The organism is Halomonas cupida (genome assembly GCF_900142755.1).
In the GTDB taxonomy this organism is placed as follows: domain Bacteria; phylum Pseudomonadota; class Gammaproteobacteria; order Pseudomonadales; family Halomonadaceae; genus Halomonas; species Halomonas cupida.
This window is the reverse complement of sequence record NZ_FRCA01000003.1, coordinates 77,803-97,476: the sequence shown is the minus strand read 5'-3', so window position 1 is coordinate 97,476 and position 19,674 is coordinate 77,803. Positions and strand designations below refer to the sequence as shown.

The 19,674-nt window shown below is 58.2% G+C and carries 21 protein-coding genes and 1 pseudogene; 3 read left to right on the top strand and 19 right to left on the bottom strand.

The features are described from left to right. Positions 1–2: 2 nt before the first annotated feature. A complete protein-coding gene (locus tag BUE38_RS06855; RefSeq protein WP_004574643.1) occupies positions 3–899 on the bottom strand; it encodes a cation efflux transmembrane domain-containing protein in 897 nt (298 codons plus the stop codon). A 95-nt stretch (positions 900–994) separates the two neighbouring features. Here BUE38_RS06855 and cadR point away from each other — a divergent pair, with 95 nt between their 5' ends. Next, a complete protein-coding gene (gene cadR, locus BUE38_RS06850; RefSeq protein WP_004364961.1) occupies positions 995–1,402 on the top strand; it encodes a Cd(II)/Pb(II)-responsive transcriptional regulator in 408 nt (135 codons plus the stop codon). An 88-nt stretch (positions 1,403–1,490) separates the two neighbouring features. Next, a pseudogene (locus BUE38_RS23240) lies at positions 1,491–1,756 on the top strand (transposase); the annotation flags it as partial. A 45-nt stretch (positions 1,757–1,801) separates the two neighbouring features. Here BUE38_RS23240 and BUE38_RS06845 read toward each other — a convergent pair. The 4 genes from BUE38_RS06845 to BUE38_RS06830 all read right to left on the bottom strand — a co-directional run bounded on the left by BUE38_RS06845 (position 1,802) and on the right by BUE38_RS06830 (position 5,398). Beyond that, positions 1,802–3,259 carry a multicopper oxidase domain-containing protein gene (locus BUE38_RS06845; RefSeq protein WP_073434300.1) on the bottom strand — a complete coding sequence of 486 codons (1,458 nt, stop codon included), beginning with the start codon at positions 3,257–3,259 and terminating at the stop codon, positions 1,802–1,804. A gap of 733 nt (positions 3,260–3,992) precedes the next feature. Further along, the gene (locus BUE38_RS06840) at positions 3,993–4,400 is read right to left on the bottom strand and encodes a DUF6691 family protein (protein WP_073434299.1); all 408 of its coding nucleotides are present in this window, start codon (positions 4,398–4,400) and stop codon (positions 3,993–3,995) included. After that, the gene (locus tag BUE38_RS06835; protein ID WP_073434298.1) at positions 4,397–4,858 is read right to left on the bottom strand and encodes a YeeE/YedE family protein; all 462 of its coding nucleotides are present in this window, start codon (positions 4,856–4,858) and stop codon (positions 4,397–4,399) included. The genes BUE38_RS06840 and BUE38_RS06835 overlap by 4 nt, the downstream gene beginning before the upstream one ends. 99 nt (positions 4,859–4,957) lie before the next feature. After that, positions 4,958–5,398, bottom strand: a complete 441-nt coding sequence (locus BUE38_RS06830; RefSeq protein WP_073434297.1) for a protein tyrosine phosphatase family protein — start codon at positions 5,396–5,398, stop codon at positions 4,958–4,960. A 231-nt stretch (positions 5,399–5,629) separates the two neighbouring features. Here BUE38_RS06830 and BUE38_RS06825 point away from each other — a divergent pair, with 231 nt between their 5' ends. Continuing rightward, positions 5,630–6,256: a peroxiredoxin gene (locus BUE38_RS06825; RefSeq protein ID WP_073434296.1), complete on the top strand. Its 627-nt coding sequence runs from the start codon at positions 5,630–5,632 to the stop codon at positions 6,254–6,256. Between the two features lie 101 nt (positions 6,257–6,357). On the opposite strand, the gene BUE38_RS06820 is transcribed toward BUE38_RS06825, so the two are convergent. From BUE38_RS06820 to BUE38_RS06755, 14 genes are all read right to left on the bottom strand, one after another. Next, positions 6,358–8,151, bottom strand: coding sequence for a SulP family inorganic anion transporter (locus BUE38_RS06820; RefSeq protein ID WP_073434295.1), 1,794 nt, complete (start codon positions 8,149–8,151; stop codon positions 6,358–6,360). A gap of 61 nt (positions 8,152–8,212) precedes the next feature. Further along, positions 8,213–9,481 (bottom strand): NAD(P)/FAD-dependent oxidoreductase, encoded by a 1,269-nt coding sequence (locus tag BUE38_RS06815; RefSeq protein WP_073434294.1) that lies wholly within the window; start codon positions 9,479–9,481, stop codon positions 8,213–8,215. A gap of 58 nt (positions 9,482–9,539) precedes the next feature. Continuing rightward, on the bottom strand, positions 9,540–10,454 hold the full coding sequence (locus tag BUE38_RS06810; RefSeq protein WP_073434293.1) for an MBL fold metallo-hydrolase: 915 nt from the start codon (positions 10,452–10,454) through the stop codon (positions 9,540–9,542). 238 nt (positions 10,455–10,692) lie between these two features. Next, positions 10,693–12,918 carry a DEAD/DEAH box helicase gene (locus BUE38_RS06805; RefSeq protein WP_073434292.1) on the bottom strand — a complete coding sequence of 742 codons (2,226 nt, stop codon included), beginning with the start codon at positions 12,916–12,918 and terminating at the stop codon, positions 10,693–10,695. Between the two features lie 94 nt (positions 12,919–13,012). Further along, positions 13,013–14,179, bottom strand: a complete 1,167-nt coding sequence (locus BUE38_RS06800; protein WP_073434291.1) for a DUF6094 domain-containing protein — start codon at positions 14,177–14,179, stop codon at positions 13,013–13,015. 15 nt (positions 14,180–14,194) lie between these two features. Beyond that, positions 14,195–14,788: a hypothetical protein gene (locus BUE38_RS06795; RefSeq protein WP_073434290.1), complete on the bottom strand. Its 594-nt coding sequence runs from the start codon at positions 14,786–14,788 to the stop codon at positions 14,195–14,197. 76 nt (positions 14,789–14,864) lie between these two features. Continuing rightward, on the bottom strand, positions 14,865–15,143 hold the full coding sequence (locus BUE38_RS06790) for a hypothetical protein (protein WP_143166223.1): 279 nt from the start codon (positions 15,141–15,143) through the stop codon (positions 14,865–14,867). A 90-nt stretch (positions 15,144–15,233) separates the two neighbouring features. Next, positions 15,234–15,452 carry a hypothetical protein gene (locus BUE38_RS06785; protein WP_073434288.1) on the bottom strand — a complete coding sequence of 73 codons (219 nt, stop codon included), beginning with the start codon at positions 15,450–15,452 and terminating at the stop codon, positions 15,234–15,236. 23 nt (positions 15,453–15,475) lie between these two features. After that, on the bottom strand, positions 15,476–16,630 hold the full coding sequence (locus tag BUE38_RS06780; RefSeq protein WP_073434287.1) for a DUF3275 family protein: 1,155 nt from the start codon (positions 16,628–16,630) through the stop codon (positions 15,476–15,478). A gap of 108 nt (positions 16,631–16,738) precedes the next feature. After that, positions 16,739–17,008, bottom strand: a complete 270-nt coding sequence (locus BUE38_RS06775; RefSeq protein ID WP_143166222.1) for a hypothetical protein — start codon at positions 17,006–17,008, stop codon at positions 16,739–16,741. Positions 17,009–17,234: 226 nt separating this feature from the next. Next, positions 17,235–17,768, bottom strand: coding sequence for a hypothetical protein (locus BUE38_RS06770; protein ID WP_073434285.1), 534 nt, complete (start codon positions 17,766–17,768; stop codon positions 17,235–17,237). A gap of 102 nt (positions 17,769–17,870) precedes the next feature. After that, entirely contained in the window at positions 17,871–18,098 is a 228-nt protein-coding gene (locus BUE38_RS06765; RefSeq protein ID WP_021817777.1) for a hypothetical protein, read from the bottom strand. Positions 18,099–18,600: 502 nt separating this feature from the next. Next, complete coding sequence (locus BUE38_RS06760) at positions 18,601–19,047, bottom strand: hypothetical protein (RefSeq protein WP_073434284.1); 447 nt, start codon at positions 19,045–19,047, stop codon at positions 18,601–18,603. 101 nt (positions 19,048–19,148) lie between these two features. Beyond that, positions 19,149–19,589 (bottom strand): hypothetical protein, encoded by a 441-nt coding sequence (locus tag BUE38_RS06755; RefSeq protein ID WP_073434283.1) that lies wholly within the window; start codon positions 19,587–19,589, stop codon positions 19,149–19,151. Positions 19,590–19,674: the final 85 nt, after the last annotated feature.

Below are 19,674 nucleotides of genomic sequence, written 5' to 3'. Positions count from 1 at the left end.
ATTTAACCCTTCAACGCCAAAATGCGTCTGGCACCGTTAAGTACAATGCCCCCCGCGATGGTGCCGATAATCAGATCCGGATAATTGGAACCGGTCCACGCGACCAGGGCGCCGGCGGTGATGACCCCCAGGTTGATCACCACGTCGTTGGCCGAGAATATCCAGCTTGCCTTCATGTGCGCCCCGCCTTCCCGATGTTTGGATATGAGCAGCAGACAACTGGTATTGGCAATCAATGCGACGAATGCGATAGCCATCATCACCAGCGATTCAGGCTCACTACCGAATACAAAGCGTCTCACCACCTCTACGAGCACGCCCACAGCCAAGATCAGTTGCAGTACACCAGCAAGATGCGCGGCACGTACCTGCATTTTCACGCTATGTCCAACCGCATAAAGGGCAAGCCCGTACACCGCCGCATCGGCAAAATTGTCCAGGGATTCTCCAATCAGGCCGGTGGACTGGGCGATCAGACCGGCAGTCATTTCCACCACGAACAGAAGTGCATTGATGCCGAGCAACCAGCGCAGGGTCCCGGATTCTTGCTTAGCAGAAGCTGCCGAAAACTCGGCGGCCTTGATGGTCTCCGGATTTGCAGCGACGGTTTCCTGAAGCGAGGCGCCTAGCCCCAAGGTCTTCAGTTTCGAGGTGACGGGCTCGACCTCGCCGTCATGCACGACCTTCAGCCGGCGGTTCGACAAGTCGAAGGACAGCGCCCGAATCTCCTCAAAGCCGTTCAGGGCTAGGCGAATCATTCGTTCTTCTGATGGACAGTCCATCTTCGGCACGGCATAAACACTGACCCATCTCCCTGGCGCCTCGGAGGAGGCCTGTATATCGGTATCCGCTGCGGACGTTGCATCACCGCCACAGGCGCCACCACAGGATTTGCTCATGATACGACTCCACTTGAACAATGTTGTGGTACCATTTAAAACTATAAAGCTACTATAAGGTCAATAGAGTAAAGAATCCGTTGGGGAGGAGGCTGATGCGCATTGGTCAGTTGGCGCAGTTGGTAGGGGTCGAAACACAGACGATCCGCTTCTATGAACAGCAGGGCTTGTTGCCGCCGCCTGATCGGCAGGACAACGGTTACCGTGTCTATACCGAGAAGCATGGTGAGGGGCTGGCCTTCATCCGTCGCTGCAGAATCCTGGGCCTGTCACTGGCTGAGATTCACGAACTACAGAGCTATCAGGACGACCCTCATCAGCCTTGTACCGCCGTCAACGCCTTGCTCGATGATCACATCTCTCATGTGCGGTCGCAGATAACCGCTCTGCAAGCGCTTGAGAAACAACTCGTTTCACTGAGAGCGAGTTGCAACGATGACCGGGAAGTTGAGGCGTGTGGGGTTCTTGCTGGAATTAGCGAAGGAAACATGCACCAGCAGTAGGTGAAGCATCAACCAGATAATCCGATGAGATGCCGGTCTGTCTCACTCTCATGCAAAGGTAAGATCAACCATTTAATCCGCTTACCCCAAACTCCATGCGGACAAGGCGTACGATCATCGCCGTTGCCGCCGAGCCTGTCGGCGGCGTGGCATTCAGCCCCGTATTGCTCGTCGAGGATCGAGGATAGTCAGCGACTCGGATGCTATCGCTGGGTTGTCGAACGAACCTTTGCCTGACTGGGCCGGATGAGGCAACTCAACACGCGCTATGAACGGCGAGTCGATATCCATTATGCCTTTACGTTGCTGGGCTGCTCCCTGGTCTGTTTGAACAAACTTCAAGGCAGGTTCTGAAAGGCACTCTAGGCCGCCCAGTATCGGCAGCCTGAGCCAATTGGTTCAACTGACAGAGAACTGGCCCATCATCCCGTTATCCTCGTGTTCGAGGATATGGCAGTGGTACATGAAGGGAGCGTTTTCCGCCGGCTGCAGGAACTGCACGAGCAATTCGACGGGCTCCTGGACCACGATCGTATCCCTCAGCCCTTGGTCTCTAATATCCGGGGGCGAGCCGTTTCGGCTCAGAACGGTAAAGTGCACACCATGAATGTGGAACGGATGGGCCATCATCGCGCCGGAGACTTCCCAGATTTCGGTGTCTCCGAGGCCGACGCGTTCATCGACCCGCCCCATGTCGAACGAGCGCCCATTGATGCCGAATTCTCCCGATCCGCCGCCCATCATGCTTCCCATGCCCATGGTCATTTCGAAACGGCGTCGCCGTATGGCCGTCGATGCATCGAGGCGCTCATGGGTCAACAGCTGCTCGGGCACCTTGACAACGGAGGTTTCAGCGCCCTGAGGCTCGAATCTGACGACGGCATCTCTTTCACCCCCGGTCAAGTCGGCTGTACGCTCCATCATGCGCATCCTGGGGACATTACTGTCCGGCCCGGTTGCCAGGGTAACGGGCCGGCCATCAGAGAAGTCAACGAGGATTTCGGCGCGCTCGCCGGGCGCCAGGCGTAGCGAGCGCAACTCGACCGGCCTCTCAAGCAAGCCGCCTTCGGAAGCCATCCAGTGAAAGGGCCGGCCATCCGTGAATGCCAAATCGAAGAACCTGGCATTGGCGCCATTGACCAGCCGAAGACGAACCAGCCGGGCGGGAACCCGAGCAAACGGATTGATCGTTCCGTTTACCATCAAGGTATCGCCTCGGCGTCCGTGCATCCTCGTCCTCATGCCCTGCGGAAGCACGAGGGAGCCGTTCTCGAATTGGCGGTCCTGCATTATCAAGGGGATATCATCGACACCATACTCCGAAGGCAACTCCAGGGCCTTTTCCTCGTCATCGGTGACGATCATGAGGCCGGCCAGCCCGGCATAGACCTGCTCCGCCGTACGACCATGGGCATGCGAGTGATACCAGAGCGTTGCCGCTGGCTGGCGGATGGGGAGCACGGGTTGCCAGGTGGCCCCGGTGGGTATCGTCTGGTGAGGGCCCCCATCAAGCTCGCCGGGAATCAACAGGCCGTGCCAATGAACGGTGGTATCTTCGCTAAGTGCGTTGGTAACAGCGACTTCCACGTCATCGCCACGGTGGACACGCAGCGTGGGGCCAAGATAGCTCCCGTTATAGCCAAGCGTTTCGCTTTCTCGCCCAGGAAAAAACGATGTCTTTCCGGGTTGCACCCTCAGCGAAACCGATTGGCCGTGATGGCGGGCATCGATTAGCTCGGGAATCTTCAATTCCCTGGGCTCGGCGGCGTTTGCCAGCCGCCATGCGAATGGGCCAGCCAACGCAACGCCTCCTGCTAGAGCTGTCGCAGTCAGAAAAGACCGGCGCGTCAACTTCATAAACTGTCGCTCCTGGAAATAACGCGAGAAAACAGGGGCATGTGTCGAGCCAATACAGCTATCACTTGCAACTCAATCTCGCGCCAAAGAAAAGAAACATCGACACCGGAGTAGGAATTATTATCCAGCCCATCTTTCGTCACCTCACCTGGCGTGGCGAGTCGATAACGAGTCATTGCCGACAAAAGCCTGGTGAATAGGTATCAATAAGTTCCGGTAGAACGACGCCCATGGCCAGCGGAGTGGCCTTCATCAGCAGCACCATGGTGGCGTAGCCCACCCCGCCAAAGTCAGCATTAATCCCCCGCTCTTAAAACTTGAAACCAATCTATAAGCCGCCCTGCAGCACGAATGGCAAGCCCAGTCGCTCCAGAGGTACATTGACCTCGGCGTAAAGACCCAAGGCTCTTGCGACGTATTGTAGCACTTCGCTGATCTGATCCGGCTCGCTGGCAGCTTGAGTCAGGTTGAAGACCGCCTTTTAATCCTTGGCTGATAACTCAGGTCCTGTGCAGGTTGGGAGCGAATCTGGCCCACGCCATCGATCACGGGCGTCTTGAAGGACAGCTCCGCTGCCAGTGCACTTGCATCCACCAAGGAACTTCCCAGCATGGCAACCAAGGCAGCAGTCATAAGTCGCGAAGTAGAGTGCATGTTATGCTCCCTATTTGGGTGGGTGGGGTGATCGACTTATGTTGAGCTATTGCTGAGGTCCGTAAGTCTTTCCCCTTTCTCAGCGCGAGACGACTCGGGCCAGCCACCAGCCGACTACCATCGCAACCAGCATCGCCATGAGGGGAGCGCTCAGCCCGACAAACGAGGCGACCGCCGGCCCCGGGCAATAGCCGGAGAGGCCCCAGCCGACACCGAAAAGCGCCGCACCGCCCAGCAGACGGGCATCGAAGTCATGACGAGTGGGCAATTGAAACCGGGATTCGAACAGCGGCGCTTGGCGTCGCCAAACCAGCCGGTAACCGATGAAGGTGGTGACCACGGCGCCACCCAGAACGAACATTAGCGTCGGATCCCAGTCGCCGGCCACGTCGAGGAAGTCGATGACCCGTGCCGGATCGGTCATGCCGCTGATCGCCAGTCCGAGCCCAAACAGCAACCCTGCCAGATAGCCTGCCAGTGCTTTCATGATGCGCCTCCCAGCCAGTGACGCGACACGAACACGGTCAGCATGGCGACCAGCACGAAGACGAGCGTCGCGACCATCGACCGGGGCGAAAGCCGCGCCAGGCCACACACACCATGACCACTGGTACAGCCACTGCCGATACCAGTGCCTACGCCGACCAGAAGACCCGCGATCACCATTAACCCGACACCGCCCGCCGGCGCGCCGATGACCTCATTAGGGGCACCGGCAACATTACCGAGCTCCCCACCCAGCAGCATGAGCACCATAGGGCCGCTAACCAGGCCCAGCAGGAAAGCCAGCCGCCAGCCTGAATCGCCCCGGGGTCGCTCCAGCAGGAGCCCCGAGAGAATGCCACTGATGCCGGAAATACGTCCCAGTGACCCCATCAGCCAGATGGCAGACAGGCCGATAAGAATACCGCCCACCGACCCTGAAAGACTTGCCTCTATATCCAAATGTAGCTCCATGAAACTATTCGCGTTTCAAGAAAATGTGGCGTTTCGAAAAATGCTGCACAGCCCTGTCTGGCACCGGGGGCTTGTCGGTCGGCGTGCTTAGTGCCCTGAGTTCGCCTGGCTTGCCTGCTGCTCGAGACGTTCACGCAAGGGCTCAAGATCATAACCGGCGGATTGTGCCGCCTCGATGAGTTCAGGAACGGGGCGATGCCCTGCCTGCGACAAAGCCCAAAGGTGAGTAACGCGCTTGCCCGAACGGCAAAATCCAAGAATCGGCCCAGGCGCTTCACTCAGGATACGGCCGAACTCATCGATATCACCCTGCGCATACTCACCGGGTTTGACCGGGAGCTGATACCAGGCCATCCCCAAGGATTCCGCTTTTTGCTCAAGCGTATCCGGGTCCGGCTGATCCTCACTCTCGCCCCGTGGACGATTGGAAAGAATCGTGCGAAACCCCTGAGCTGCCAGTTGCTCAAGCTCATTGAGCTCGGGCTGTGCCGTGACGCTCAATCGACCATCAAGCCGTTTTATCTCCATATCCACCTCTCTTGCGCTCTAAATTTGTCGGGAGTTGACCGCTTTCTGAAACGGCATCTGGCTTCAGATCATTATAGCTCTTATCACAAAAACCAAAAAATAAAAATCGATAATAAAAAACTATTGGATCTATGGACATAACTTTTTTTACTAACGTCATAACAGCAGTCATCATTGGCACCGGGTTCGGCGGCATAAAGCTTCTGACCAAGCACGAACAGGAGATCAGCAATGAGTTTGTTACTAGGCGATACCGCTCCCAATTTCACTATCGATACCACAGTAGGTGAGATCAACTTCCACGAATGGGCAGGCGATTCATGGGTCTTCTTTTTCAGCCATCCCGCTGATTTCACACCAGTATGCACCACTGAAATGGGACGGACAGCCCAACTCTCGAAAGAATTCGAAGCACGCAATGTAAAACCCTTGGGCCTATCCACGGATACAGCCGAGGAACACGTAAAGTGGATTGAAGACGTCAACGACACCCAGAACTGCGACCTGCAGTTTCCGATCGTTGCAGATGCCGACTGCAAAGTGGCTGAGCTGTACGAAATGATCCACGATGGCGAGAGCGAAACCGCAGCTGTGCGCAGCGTGTTTATCATCGACCCAAACAAGAAGGTCCGCCTGACCATGACCTACCCGATGGCTGTGGGCCGCAACTTTGATGAAATTCTTCGGGTAATCGATGCCCTACAGTGCGGCGATAGCAATCACTGTGCCCTCCCCGCTGACTGGCGCACAGGCGATGACGTCATCATCCCTCCATCCATTTCCAATGAAGAAGCAAAATCTCTTTTCCCGAAAGGCTGGAAGGAAATCCGTCCATATTTGCGCATGACCAAAATTTAAGTGGTTTCTTAACATTGTCGAGGGCTTGCTTTTCGGCAAGCCCTGTTTTCGACCTCAGGCAGCCAGGGCCGACAATCACCTTCCATTTTATATCGATATTTTCAGCCAGCAGTTGCTGAATATCCAGATACCGATGTTTCGATACTGGGATGGCTCAGCGGCGCCGAGCCTCGGCCATGCAGCTCGCACCAGGCATCGAAGGTGCTCAGAAAAACCCGGCCATTGAGCGTTTCGAGCAATTCAGTACGACTCAATCGATCCATCACCGGCCCTTTGACCTCGGCAAGATGCAATCCGATATGTCTGTCCTGTAGGCGCCGATTAAGCGCTTCGAGACTCTCCAATGCCGTGGCGTCGATGACATTGATTGCCTGGCAGGCCAGCACTAGATCCCGCGGCGGTGGATCGCGAGTGACCACCGCCGTGATCAGATCCTCCAAGTGACGAACGTTGGCAAAATAAAGGCTCTCGTCGACGCGCAGAATGGCGACACTGGCGTCGGTTTCCACGGCATGGCGACGGACGTTGCGAAAATGCTCGGTGCCGGGGATGCGACCGACTTCCGCGCTGTGCGGCCGGCTGGTGCCATACAGATGCAACGCCAGCGACATGGCAACACCGACCAGGATCCCCACGTCCACGCCCAGCATCAGCGTCGCCAGTGCAGTCGCCGACATGGCGATGCCTTCGCCACGAGCATAGCGCCAGACACGCTTGAACGCCGCCAGATCGACCAGCGACACGGTGGCGATGACGATGGTCGCCGCCAGCGTTCCCATCGGCAACTGTCTCAGCCAGGGCGACAGAAACAGCATGGCCAAGGCGATGCCCACCGCGGTGAACGCACTGGAGGCCGGAGTACGGGCACCGGCATCGAAGTTGACCACTGAACGGGAGAAGCCGCCGGTGATCGGCATGCCACCGGTGAACGAAGCCGCCAGATTGGCTCCCCCCAACCCGATCAGTTCCTGATCCGGGTCGACGCGCTCGCCTCGACGCACCGCCAGCGCCTGCGCCACCGACACTGACTCCACGTAGCCGACGATGCTGATCAGTACTGCCGAGCCGATCAGTGATCGCCACAGCGCAGGCTCCCAGTCGGGCAGGGTCAACGGCGGCAGGCCGGCAGGAATTTCGCCGATGACGGCGACACCATTACCGAGCCATCCCGCCGCACCGGCCACCAACGTCGCCAGCACGATGGTGGCGATCGGCGCCAACTTGACCAGCACGCCCGCCACTCTGGCCGGTACTCTGCAGCGCTCCAACGCGGATTTACCCCACCGCCGTACCAGCCACAACACCAGAAGCGATCCCAGCCCGATGCTCATCGTCGGTAGACTGACATCCTCCAGCACGGAAGGCAGCTGAGCCACCAGCGCCGGTAACGTCGAGCCCGACAGATCGACTCCAAGCAACTGCTTGAGCTGACTCGCCGCGATCAGTACGCCCGAGGCGCTGACGAAGCCGGTCATCACCGGGTGGCTCAGAAAGTTGACCAGAAAGCCCAGCCGGCAGAGCCCCATGATCAGCAGAATGCCGCCGGAAAGCAGCGCCAGTACCAAGGCCGCGGCGATATAGTTCTGCGAACCCGATTCGGCTACCTGCGACAAGGCCGATGCCGTCATCAACGAGACAACCGCCATCGGTCCCACCGACAACGTCGTGCTGGTCCCCAATAGCGTGTAGACCACCAGCGGCACGAGGCTTGCGTACAACCCCACCACCGGGGGAAGTCCCGCCAGCATCGCGTAGGCCAGTGCCTGCGGAATCAGCATCAGCGCCACGATGATGGCCGCCAGCAGATCCTCTCCCAGCAACTCGCCGTTATAACGCCGCCCCCAGTCCAGGATCGGAAGCCAGCGTGCCAATCCGGTTTTGTGCGGCTGATTCATGATCTGCCGGCCTCGCTATCCAAGCCGTGTCGCCGCCGGGGATTCATGCCGACGGCCTCGATCAAGTGCGCGCCTGCGGCTTGGCCAGCCACTCGTGCCCCTTGAGCATCAGATTCCAGTAGATGAAGGGGAGCTGCTGCGCCTTGATGTTCCAGCCGAGCCGGGTCGGCCTTGTCGCCTGGTTGATCCAGGACGGGAAGGTCGGCTGCAACTGGCCGCCGTAACCGAACTCCGCCAGCACCACGCGGCCACGCTCCACCGTCAACGGGCAGGCGCCATACCCTGGGTAACCGGAGGGCATCGGCTTGCCATCGAGTGACGCGACCAGATTGTCCGCCACTACCGGGGCCTGCTTGCGCACGGCGGCAGCCGTCTTGGCATTGCCGGTGCCGCTGGCATCGCCGAGACCGAAGACATCGCTGAAGCGGTTGTGCTGGAGAGTGTCGGCATCGAGATCGAGCCACCCCGCCTCGTTGGCCAGCGGCGATTCGCGCACCAGCCGTGGGGCGCGCTGCGGCGGCACGACGTGAAGCATGTCGAAATCGGTTTCGATCTCTTCACTGCCGTCCTCGCTCGTGACGCGAAAACGCGCTTTCTGGGCCGGACCGTCCACGGCGACGAGGTTCTGCTGGAACTGCTTGTGGATGCCGTAGCGCTGCACGTATTCATCCAGCGCCGGCACGAAGTCCGAAACGCCGAACATCACGCTACCGGCATTGTGGAAGTGAACGTCGATATTGTTCAGAATGCCCTGCTTCTCCCACTCATAGCAGGAGAGATACATCGCCTTCTGTGGCGCGCCGGCACACTTGATCGGCATCGGAGGCTGGGTAAAGAGCGCCTTGCCGCCGCGCATCGACTGCACCATCGACCAGGTATAAGGCGCCAGATCGAAACGGTAGTTCGACGTCACGCCATTCTTGCCCAGCGTCTCCTCGAGGCCATCGATCGCCTGCCAGTCGATCTCGAGTCCCGGCGCGACTACCAGCGCTCGATATCCCAGCGTCACGCCATTGCCCAGCACGACCTGGCGGGAATCCGGCAGCAGCCGTTCCGCCGCGGTCTGGTGCCAGGTCACGAAGCTCGGCATCACCGAGCGCATCGAACGCCGGGTCTGCTCCGGAGTGAACACGCCACCTCCCACCAGCGTCCAGCCGGGCTGGTAGAAGTGATCCTGCGCAGGCTCGACGATAGCGATATCGAGATCGGAACGGCGTTTGTGCAGACTCGCGGCGACCGCGATGCCCCCTGCCCCACCACCGATGATGACGATGTCATGGCGTTGGTCGTTCTTGGTCTTCGTTTCGTCCACGACTGTCGATTCGTTCATGACTGGCTCCCCTTGGTCGATTCGGCGCGGTGCGATACAGACTGGCAACGACGCCTTCTCACTCCCACGCGGCACCTTCCAGGGCGTTGAGCGGCAGTTTCAGGTAGCGCTTGCCGTTGTTCTCCGGCTCGGGGAGACGGCCGCCAAGAATGTTGACCTGCAGCGCATGCAGGATCAGCTTCGGCATCGGCAATTCGCTGTCGCGACGATTGCGCAGCTCGACGTACTCGGCCTCGCTGCTCTCGCCGAGCCGGTGCTTGTTGTGCTCACGCTGCTCGCGCACGGTGCTCTCCCACTGCGGCTCGCGCCCATCGGGCATGTAGTCGTGACCGGTAAACAGGCGCGTCTCGTCGGGCAGTGCAAGGATCGCCTGGATCGAGTGCCATAGCTGATGGGCGTCACCGCCGGGGAAGTCGGCGCGGGCGGTGCCGAAATCGGGCTGGAACAGGGTGTCGTGAACGAAGGCGGCATCGCCGATCACGTAGGTGATCGAGGCCAGCGTATGGCCCGGCGAGTGCATCACGTGGCAATCGATCTCGCCCAGCTTGAAGGTATCCCCTTCGTCGAACAGACGATCCCACTGGCTGCCGTCGTCCTTCAGGTCCGGCCAGTTGTAGATCGCCTTCCACAGCGCCTGCACCTGGGTGACCGGCCGGCCGATGGCGGTAGGTGCACCGGTTTTCTCGTGCAGATAGCGCGCGGCGGAAAAGTGATCCGCGTGCGGGTGGGTATCCAGAATCCACTCGACCTCGAGCCCTTCGCGCTCAATGTAGGCCAGCAGCTCATCGGCCTGGAACGTTGCCGTGGCGCCGGACTTCTCATCGTAATCGAGCACCGGGTCGATGATCGCGCAATGCCGCGTGGCGGGGTCGCTGACGACGTACTGGATACTGAAGGTGCGAGGATCGAAAAAACCGGCGACGTCGGGCCGGTCACCATCCTGATTGCCTCGTGCAAGAGCGTGGGTGTTCATGAGGGCTCCTTGAAAGAACATGCCTTCAGAGTAGCTTAGAAATTATTCTAACGTTAGATCTTTTTTGAATATACCTAATAACTACGAAGGTTTTTCTATGTTCTTAGCGCATAAGCTTCATTTGCTAGGGACAAGCAAATTCAACAACCAGACGAGAACTGGATATCTGCCTTATTCCTATACGCCGTTCAAACAGAAAACCCCTCCGAAGAGGGGTTAGGTTGAAGTGAATGAAGCCTCAAGCGACCAGCTGACGGGCCAGCTCCATTTCGACTGACTCGCCATCGCTGTTGAGCGAATCGAGCCCTGACTTAGGGATGTCCCCGGACGTGCTCTGCGCTACGGCGATCTTGCTGGCCATCAGCCGCAGACAGGCGATCTGTGATGTCTCGGCGTAGCCGAAGAAGATCACACGCACCGCCCGGTGCTGACCGATTCGCCACGATCGACGCGCCGCCTGCTGGAGTGTGTAGACGTTCCAGCCCGTCTGCATGAAGGCGATCGTCGGAAAGTCGAGTAGATCGAGGCCCGTCTTCACCAATTCGGGGTTGGTGATCAGCACATCGATCCCCTTCTCGACCTGATCCGCGATCCAGTCTTCCCGCCGACTGGTGTCGACGCTCGAGCGCAGCACGGCCACTTTCAACCCTGCCTGCTCGAGGACGCGCTTCAAGCGGCTCGTCGTGTCACGCTTGCCGGTATAGGTGGAGTAGACCAGGACCTTACGACCCTCAGCCTTCTCCGACCGACATAGCTCGACCAGCTCGTCCTCCTTGGGCATCGTCGACTCGTCATCAAAGATCGACTTGGTGAAGTTGATCAAATCCCGCGATCGCGGGTGTTTGACCGTCTCAGGCCGGAAACAGCAATCAGGCCACGCCAGAAGCACATTGAGCACCACACCCAACAAGGTGGTGTCCTTGCGTGCCAGTGCTTCCTTGAGCGCCTGTGTCAGCTCCCGGGAGAGCCTGTCATAGGCATTGGCCTGGTCTGACGACATCGGCACTTCTACAAACTCCTCGTCATACGGCGGAAGTACATCACCACCGATGTCCTGGAGCTTGAGGAACACCGTAAAGGGCAACACATAGCGCAGTATGCCCTTCGGCCCGAACCCCGGTGCCTTGACCGTGCGCACCGACGTTTTCCGACCCTTCGCCGTCTTGTGTCCAATGCCCTCACGCTCGGAGTAGATGTCCTTTAGAATGCCATGTTCCCGCATGAAGGCCATGGACGCAGCCCCCAGCGAATTGCGCTGGGGACGGTAGCCGTCCTCGATCATCACCGGCGTCAGAACCCGAAAGAGCAAATAGAACAGGTCGTCGGCATAGCCACCCATCAGCGTGCCGGTCAGCAGAAGCGTCTTGCGTGCCTTTGCTGCCAGAACGCCCATGGCCTGGCCCTGTGCCGATCCCGCGTTCTTGTACTCATGCCCCTCGTCGACGATCAGCAGGTCGAAGAACTGATCAGGAAGATAGCGCTTCACGAACTCGCTCGGCTGAAAACCGCCCTCACCGAAGCCGAATTCGATGTTGGCCATCGCCCGCTCCATTCTCGTCGCTTGTCGATCGTTGAACACCAGGTCGCCGTTCTCGTCCATCAGGTTGATGAACTCGTGCACGTTGTCGGCCAGCATCGACGAGAGAAATGCCTCCCCGAACTGGTCGATCAGCTTCTCCGATGTCACCTTGCCGATGGTCGGAATGCGTTGCAGCGCCTTGAGCACCGAACGACGGCGGGCCCCCCCTTCGGGTTGCCGCTGTCGTATGAGTGTCCAGAGCTGGCCACCGCATTCTTCGCATCGCTGCTGACGTTCGGTCTGCTGAAACAACTCGAACCTGATCGGCTCGTTATCGCTGTCGTGGATCATACCGCCGCAGTCCGGGCACGCCGCGAAGCGTCCATCCAGCGTACGCTTTGGGGTGGCCACCGGGATCCAGTGAAACCCCATTCGCATCCGCACACGTCCCAGCACAAAGAACTCCGGCCGGCCATCACTGGGCTGTCCCAGCTGCTCGCGCAGCTTGAGCAGTTTCGCCAGTGTGTCCGGGCCGTTGAGTACCCAGACCCGCGCCTCGGGTATCGTCTCGAGGATCTCGCGTCGCCACTTGTAGACCAGGTGTGGCGGCGAGACGATCAACGACCGGCGATAACCTTCATTCGCCATCACGGCAGCGACGGCGATCGCCATCATCGTCTTGCCGGTACCCATCTCGGCGTTGATGATGCCGGCACGCTCGTTCTGATCCAGCAACAAGGCCGATATCGCCTGAACGACATCGGCCTGTGCCGGGAACGGCTTTCGCGCCAATGAGTCCATCACCGCCTGGCGACCCGGGTTCCCCCGACCGTCGTAAACCGGGGGGTGGGTATGGTTGAGCGTATCCAGAAGCCCGTCGCCGAACTCATCGATGAAATCGTTGAGTGGGATGACGCTTTCCGGTGTCGTGCATGGCATGTTCATGACCATCTCCTTGAAAAATGGGCAGAACACGCCCCTCTATGGGCGGTGTTGCTGCCCATAGAGGGAAGATCGCCGTGGCGATCGGGGTTAGTGGTTATGCCGACTCGGTGTCGGCGGTTTCAGTCACTGGCACGTTTGCCGGCGTCGATGTGATCTTGAATAGCTTGCCTCGCTCCGGAGAGCCCTGCGTCACGTCCCAGGCCATGATGGCCGGCACGAAGCGGTCAGTCAGAATGCGACGCTCGGTGATGTTGCCGTCGGCGTCCTCCTCAAACTCGACCTTCGCAGCTTTCTCCTTGAAGGTATCTCCCTTCACGACCAGTTGACGCCCCGACCTCGAGGTCACGATGCCCGATATGCCTCCCGCTGCCAGTGACAGTGCGAGGTGCCAGCTGGACAGCTGACACAGCGGACGTCTTTGCGTGACGCCATCCGTCCAGAACGCGAGGTTGAAGTCAGGCCATAGGCCGCCGAGACGGTCCATTTCCTGCTCCAACTGCTCGGGTTCCAGCGACACGCGATAGCAGTGCGGCGTGCTACTCGAAGCCGGCGGTACATCGTAGGATTCGCTGCTCCAGTATTCCGGCAGGATGTCCGGCTCGATGTCCTTCGAGCCGATACCCTGTAACAGCGTTTTGACCTCTTTCGTCTTGCTGTTGGCCAGTAGTGCATTGCGCTTGGTGCGCACTCCGAACACGATCACCTGCTGGAACGTGTCCACGGCAGCCCGGTAGATGCTGACGCGATCGAAATGCTGGGCAACCCAGTTCGATAGCTCGTCATCGAACACATACCCCGGCACGATCATGACCATCACCCCACCGTATTGCAGAAGATGCACTGACCGCTGGTAGAACAGCTTCTCCAGCCGCTGTCGCCCCTTGCCGGCATAACCCTTGCTGCCGCCGGTCTCGCCAACGAGGTCGCCATAGGGGGGATTGAAGAACAGCAACCCGAACGATCGTGGGGATATGACGGTATCCATCAAATCCGACTGGATCCCTACATCCACGACGCGCTGCATGTGTCGGGCTCGCTCGAGGTCGAATTCGATGCCATAGGCATCGGTTCTCTCCCGGCCCAGGCGATGCGCAGTTTCCAGGATCGCCATGCCTTCGCCGGCGCAGGGATCGAGGATTCGCACACGTTGGTCGTGCGACGCATCCAGCGCATTCAACACACGCTCGAGCGTGGCCTCATCGGTTGGGTAATAGCCGTTCTTGGCGAAGTTTCTCGCCAACCGTGGAAACATCAGCGCCATGGTGGCCTCCTGGGTTCATTGAATGGCGAGTTCGCCGGAGTGGATACGTTGGCCGATCGCCTCCTGCACTGAAGGCAGCGAAAGGTCGATCCAGACGCCGGACAGACGCTCGGACGTCTGGTCGAGCAGGCGGATGGCTTCATGCTCGAGGAGCAGCTGAGCGATCGTCGGTCGCCAGTGATCCAGGAGCGGATATGCCGCCAGATCCCGCAGTCGCGCCCAGAGCATCGCGCTCTTGTCTTGCTGGGAATCTCTTTCGTTGAAGATGGCATAGCACTGCCGATTGGCCCGGTCGGGCTCCTGGCAGCGCTGATCGAACAGCCAGAGGTTCAGCAGACTGCCGAATCGCGTTTGTCGATAGGTCCGCGTGGTGCGCTTACCTAGTCGGTCGCGGTTCAAGTGCAACCGGACTTGCCGCTCTCCCATCAAGGTCAAACTGTCCAGGCCGCCTTCGCCAATCGACAACGTCAGCTTGGCCATCAACTCATGGATCGCGGTATCCCGTCCCCAGAGGGATAGGAACACTGCGCTGTCGCTATCGGCGACATAGCTGTCCAGAAAAAGCTCCGGGGCCTCCTCGAGGCGCCGGAGCCGGGGTTGAGTCGTCATGCTCGCCTCCGTAATAAGGAAAAGGGGCGAGCTACCCCCGAGGGGCAAGCGTCGCCCCTCGGGGAAGTGAATGTGATCAGATCCGCTTGAACTGCCGTGCTTGCGGGTCATAGAAACGTGCATTCTCACCAGCACGTATCGGCGTGTAGCCCTCTTCGAAGATCCGGGCCAGGTAGTCGTCGCGAAGGGATACAGCCTCTCGCGCCGGCGTCACCGGTATGCCTTCTTCGATGAAGAACTCGAACAACTCCTCGTCGGTCGAGGACTCGTTGTTGGATAGCTGGTCCTCAATCATTCGCAGCTGCGCTTCGGTGAGTGCCGAGAACATGGGATCCATGGATTTAGTCACTGACATTGCTCGTCTCCATCATGTTGTTGATGGGCGATCCATCCCCAACGGGATGAAATCGCCCGTAGGGGAATGACCTTTCGGTCAGGTAGTCAGTCAGGCATACAGTCGCTGAGTCCAACTGCCGCTGGCCAACGCCTGCAGAGCCTGGTCGTGCGTTGTGAAGTATTCCGCCGACTCGCGCGAGACGGGGCCTTCATCGTTAAGCGTGCCCAGGTAGTAGCCGGCACCGATCCGTAGAACAGTGACGGGCAACGGGAGGCCAAGATCGCGATAGGCGAGGTGGCCAACAGGTTTGTCGAGCGTGGGAGTCATCAACTACCTCCTTGTTGAAAAGCTCAGGCGGCTGCAACAGCCGCGTAGTTCCAGGTCTGTGATCTGGCATCGAACTGATATCCGAGCTGCTTCAGGCGCGATACCTGAGCCCGGAAAGTCCCCCGGTCGACCGTGGGGTCCAGCTTGACGCTATCGCCCAGTGGCCACTGATGGCCGAACAGTTCAATGTCCTGATCATCCGCCCTGGGTCGGCGCGTCGGCATTGCCTTGGCGCTCTCCTGCTGCGGTTGGTCAGTGGATGCCGAAGCACGGTTTTCCTGGTGCGCTTGCTTCAGGAACTCCGCTGCCAGGCGTGCCGCACCGGTGGCCCGAAATATGGCTCTCTTGTCGTCCCTCAACGCCTGAATCCAGCTGGCGATGTAGGCGGTATCGAAAGCGTCGTTCCGGATCCCGAAGTGCCCGCACAGAAACGCGCTACCCAGCTGTGCGACCAGCTCCTCGAGCGCGTACTTTGGCGAGCCAAACTTCGTGTCGGGATCGGTGATACCGGCACGCGCCAGGCGTGACTCGTGCCCGGTGGCGTGCGTGAGTTCATGCAGTGCGACGCTGTAATACCCCTCGGCGTCATGAAACCGCTCCTTTGCCGGCAGCAGCACACGGTCCTGTTTGGGGTAATAGCCAGCAACATCACGATCCAGTGAGTGCACGACCTTGATGCCACAGCCATCGATGAAGTCATCGAGCGCATCCACGCTCTTGAATCCCTCAATCGTGGTTGCAGGCGGGTTCGTAACTTCATCTGGAAGTCCATCGCACTGGTCGATGTTGAAGAGGTTGAACCCCCGCAGGATAGCGAAGTGCTTCTCCTTAGGGTTGCCTTCCTCGTCCAAGACGGGATCGCCGGCGTCGTCGACGATCTCCCGCTTCATGGGTTTGTAGAAACAGGCAAGGGTACTTCTTTCGCCCTTGCGTACCGTGCCTCCGGCTTCCTTCGCTTGGCGAAAGGTCAGCCAGCGATCTTGAGAAAAGCCGCGCTTGTCGGCCATGTCCCAGAGCAATGGCACATTGATGCCGTTGTATTGACGCCCGGAAACCGCATTGCAGGGAATGAGGGGCGTTCGACTGGACGGATCCCAGGGCCTCCCGACGCCGGGTAGGACTCCCTGCTCAAGACTTTCCAGAATCCGGTCAGTGATTGCCTGATAGATATCGGCCATCGTCAGATCCTCAAGATGACGACCGAGCGGCCCCCACCGGGAGCGCATCCCGGTCGGGTAGGTGAGAAAAGCCCGGCGAACCGGGCTATCAAGTGGAGAAGGGGATGGTCAGGCAGCCATGACGCTGTGACCGGCCAGAGAGAACACCAGCACCTGCTGGTGCCCGAAGTAGCGTTGTACCTCGACATGAACTCGCAGTGAGCATGGCAAGTTGCTGACGCCAAGGTTGCCGTGTATCTCGACCTCACAGTCAATGGCACGGCAGCCTGACGGAACACCGGCAAGTTTCTCTCTCGCGCTGTCCATGAAGTCGTCTATGAGATCCAGCCAGAACACCGCAGGCACACGCTCATGTGCTGAGGTGGCGGCAGATAACATGACAACCTCGTTCAAAAGAGGCTGCTCCATGTGGACCCTGTAGTCCCGGTCTCGATCTGATGGGCACAGGCCGCGATACATTGCCTTGGTCGTGACATCGATGCGCGGAACGGCATGTTGAGTCATTGCAGTCGTCATTGTGCTTCTCCTTCGTTTGAACAAAAAAAGGGGAAGCACCTCGCCCCAGGGGGAAGGAAACTTCCCCATAGGGTGGATACCGCTTGGTTTATACCGGCAGAACGTGTGCCTTCCAGGAATAGCGGTGCGTGCTCACCTTGCGGTGATCCACGACATGCCCCTGGTCATTACGAACTGGCTGTTTGACAACGACCGCTTCACGCCCGAGAAACTCGAGCGCGGCAGTGTCACCAACGGCCAGTGGGGTCTCCAGCGCTACGCGCTTTAGATCGATACCCCACACGGTTCTGTCGTCACCACGCTTGGTTCGTAGCGTGATGTAGTAGCTGAGGCGGTTTGCCTCGTCGAACTGATAGGGAGCGCTGCCATGGGCAACGATCTCTCCTCGATGCGAAACGCCGTCTTGACGGGAAGCAGAGGACTTCGAAGAAGCCGTCTCATCCTCGTCGCCAGTGCTACGATCGAAGCCGAAGCTGATGATCCCGAGGCGCTTTAGCACCACCAGGGCGACAAGCGTCAACCAGATCCACCGGAGTGGCTCGGGTATGACCTGCGGGAACATAAGCGGAATCAGAACAGAGAGAAGTAAGGCGCGACAGCCTTTGAGTGGATTCTTCTTCATGGTGATGCTCCAGTGGATCAAATCCGGGAGACACACCGTCCCATTGGGGATGTGTCCCCAGATGGGTAGTAGAAGCAGGATCGGTGAAGCGAAAGCGCTGTGTCAGCTGAAAACCTTCAGCAACGCCATGACGATACTGAGAACGCCGACGGAACCGGCAATCATACCGCCAAGACGAACCGTCAGCCGTGTCTCCAGCTGGCTCAGGTCTTGCTTGGTGGCTAGTTGCTGTTGCATCTCGCTCTCCAGGGCATTGACGACATCCATTGCCTTCTCATCCGAGACATCGGCAGAACGCAAGGCGTTGTACAAGGCAATGCCTAACTGCATGGGAATCTCCTTCTAGTGGATGGGAGACTCCCGTCCAGGGAAAGTCTCCCTGGTGGGGTGAGGTAGCATCCAGCCCTTGCGGGCGCCGTTTCTCGGGATGCGTTACGGCTTGTGGGCTGCCCCGAAGGGCAAAGGGCGCTGCTGTTGCCGTCAGCAGCAAACGGGTGCCCATCAAGAATAGCCAACGCCCCCGGTCCTGCACAAGTCAGATATGAAACCTATCGCCACATAGCGTTTGGTTCCACAGAGGGGGAAGTAGCTTGAACAAGATGAGGAAAGATCAGTGAGCTCAAATGAATAGCCGGCCTTCGAGTGTCCTAACGATGCCCTCAGCTAGCCTAACGTCCCCATTCGGCCAAAAGCAGTCTTTTAGGTGTCACTGATGTAGTGCTTTAACGTAGAGCGCGCCGGTGGCCTTTACAGAGCGAAGCAGCGTAAAGGGCATCCGTGTGACGCGTATTGTTAAAACATGTTCCGCCTTCGCACTTTCTACGCTAGGATTTCAGCGGCTGCTCGAAAGATAGGAAACCCTAACATTCAGATGTTGCTGAATGCACTCCATGCATTTGCTGATTTCCGTCGCCCTTTCTGGGGTACTCTTTCCGGGATAGTTTTCATTCAGAAGGCCCGCAACGTAGTTTAATTCCATAGCGGCATTCACAAGGGACTCCTCATCAGGGAGGCCAAGCAATTTCCCAAAAACCTTGTAGGACGGAATTGCTTCTTTCTTGGCAAGAAGCTGTGCTGACAACATTTTTGCTCCGTCCTGGAGCTCTTGTGTGCCGCTAGCATTGGTGATCTTTGCCTGATTGAAAAGGAAAAAGTGGCTTAGCTCACCAAGGACCTCCTTCAGTGAAACCGCAGGATCGAGGATGAACTTCATGAAAAATTGGCTCAGGATAAAAACTGCAACTCCAGCAGCCACCGTCAATGCTAAAGAATCCTGCACAGTCTCTCCTTAAGTTTTAACGCCGCTAGCACGCGCGGCTTTGTAGTGAAGGCGAAGCCGCAACGGAAAAGCCGTCGCCGTGCCTAGCCTTGTTATAAAACTCATTGCCAATCAAGCTCGACGATGCCGACATCATTTACATCCGAGAGAAAACGAATAAACAACGAATTCTGATAGCCTAACTGATCTCTGAATGCTGCAAGCTTTGCCCCGTCTTTAAAGCTATGCTCTTGATTAGTTGATTTCTTAATCTCTACAGCCAGTAAATTATCGTTAGTCATGCGTCTATGGATAATAATATCTGGAACTACGTTACGCTCACAGGCGTCGCCGGTAGGCGATACCGCATAAATCAGTCTTTTCACATCTTCCATTCTGCGATTGTATTCGCAGTCAATGTGCCATTCAGGGAAATGCGGAGCGAATTTCATCGCCAACTGATGCGAGATTGCTTGCTCACTTGCATCATTTCTAAGAAGCTGTGCTTGCTCTTCGACAAACTCATCAAGCAAGCTTTGAATATCCACTCCACCGATTACCACATACTCTCCATAGCTTTATAACAGCGTATTAGATGGCGCGCTCTATGATCGAATGAACGTGCTGGCACTTTTTGCTGGCAAATGT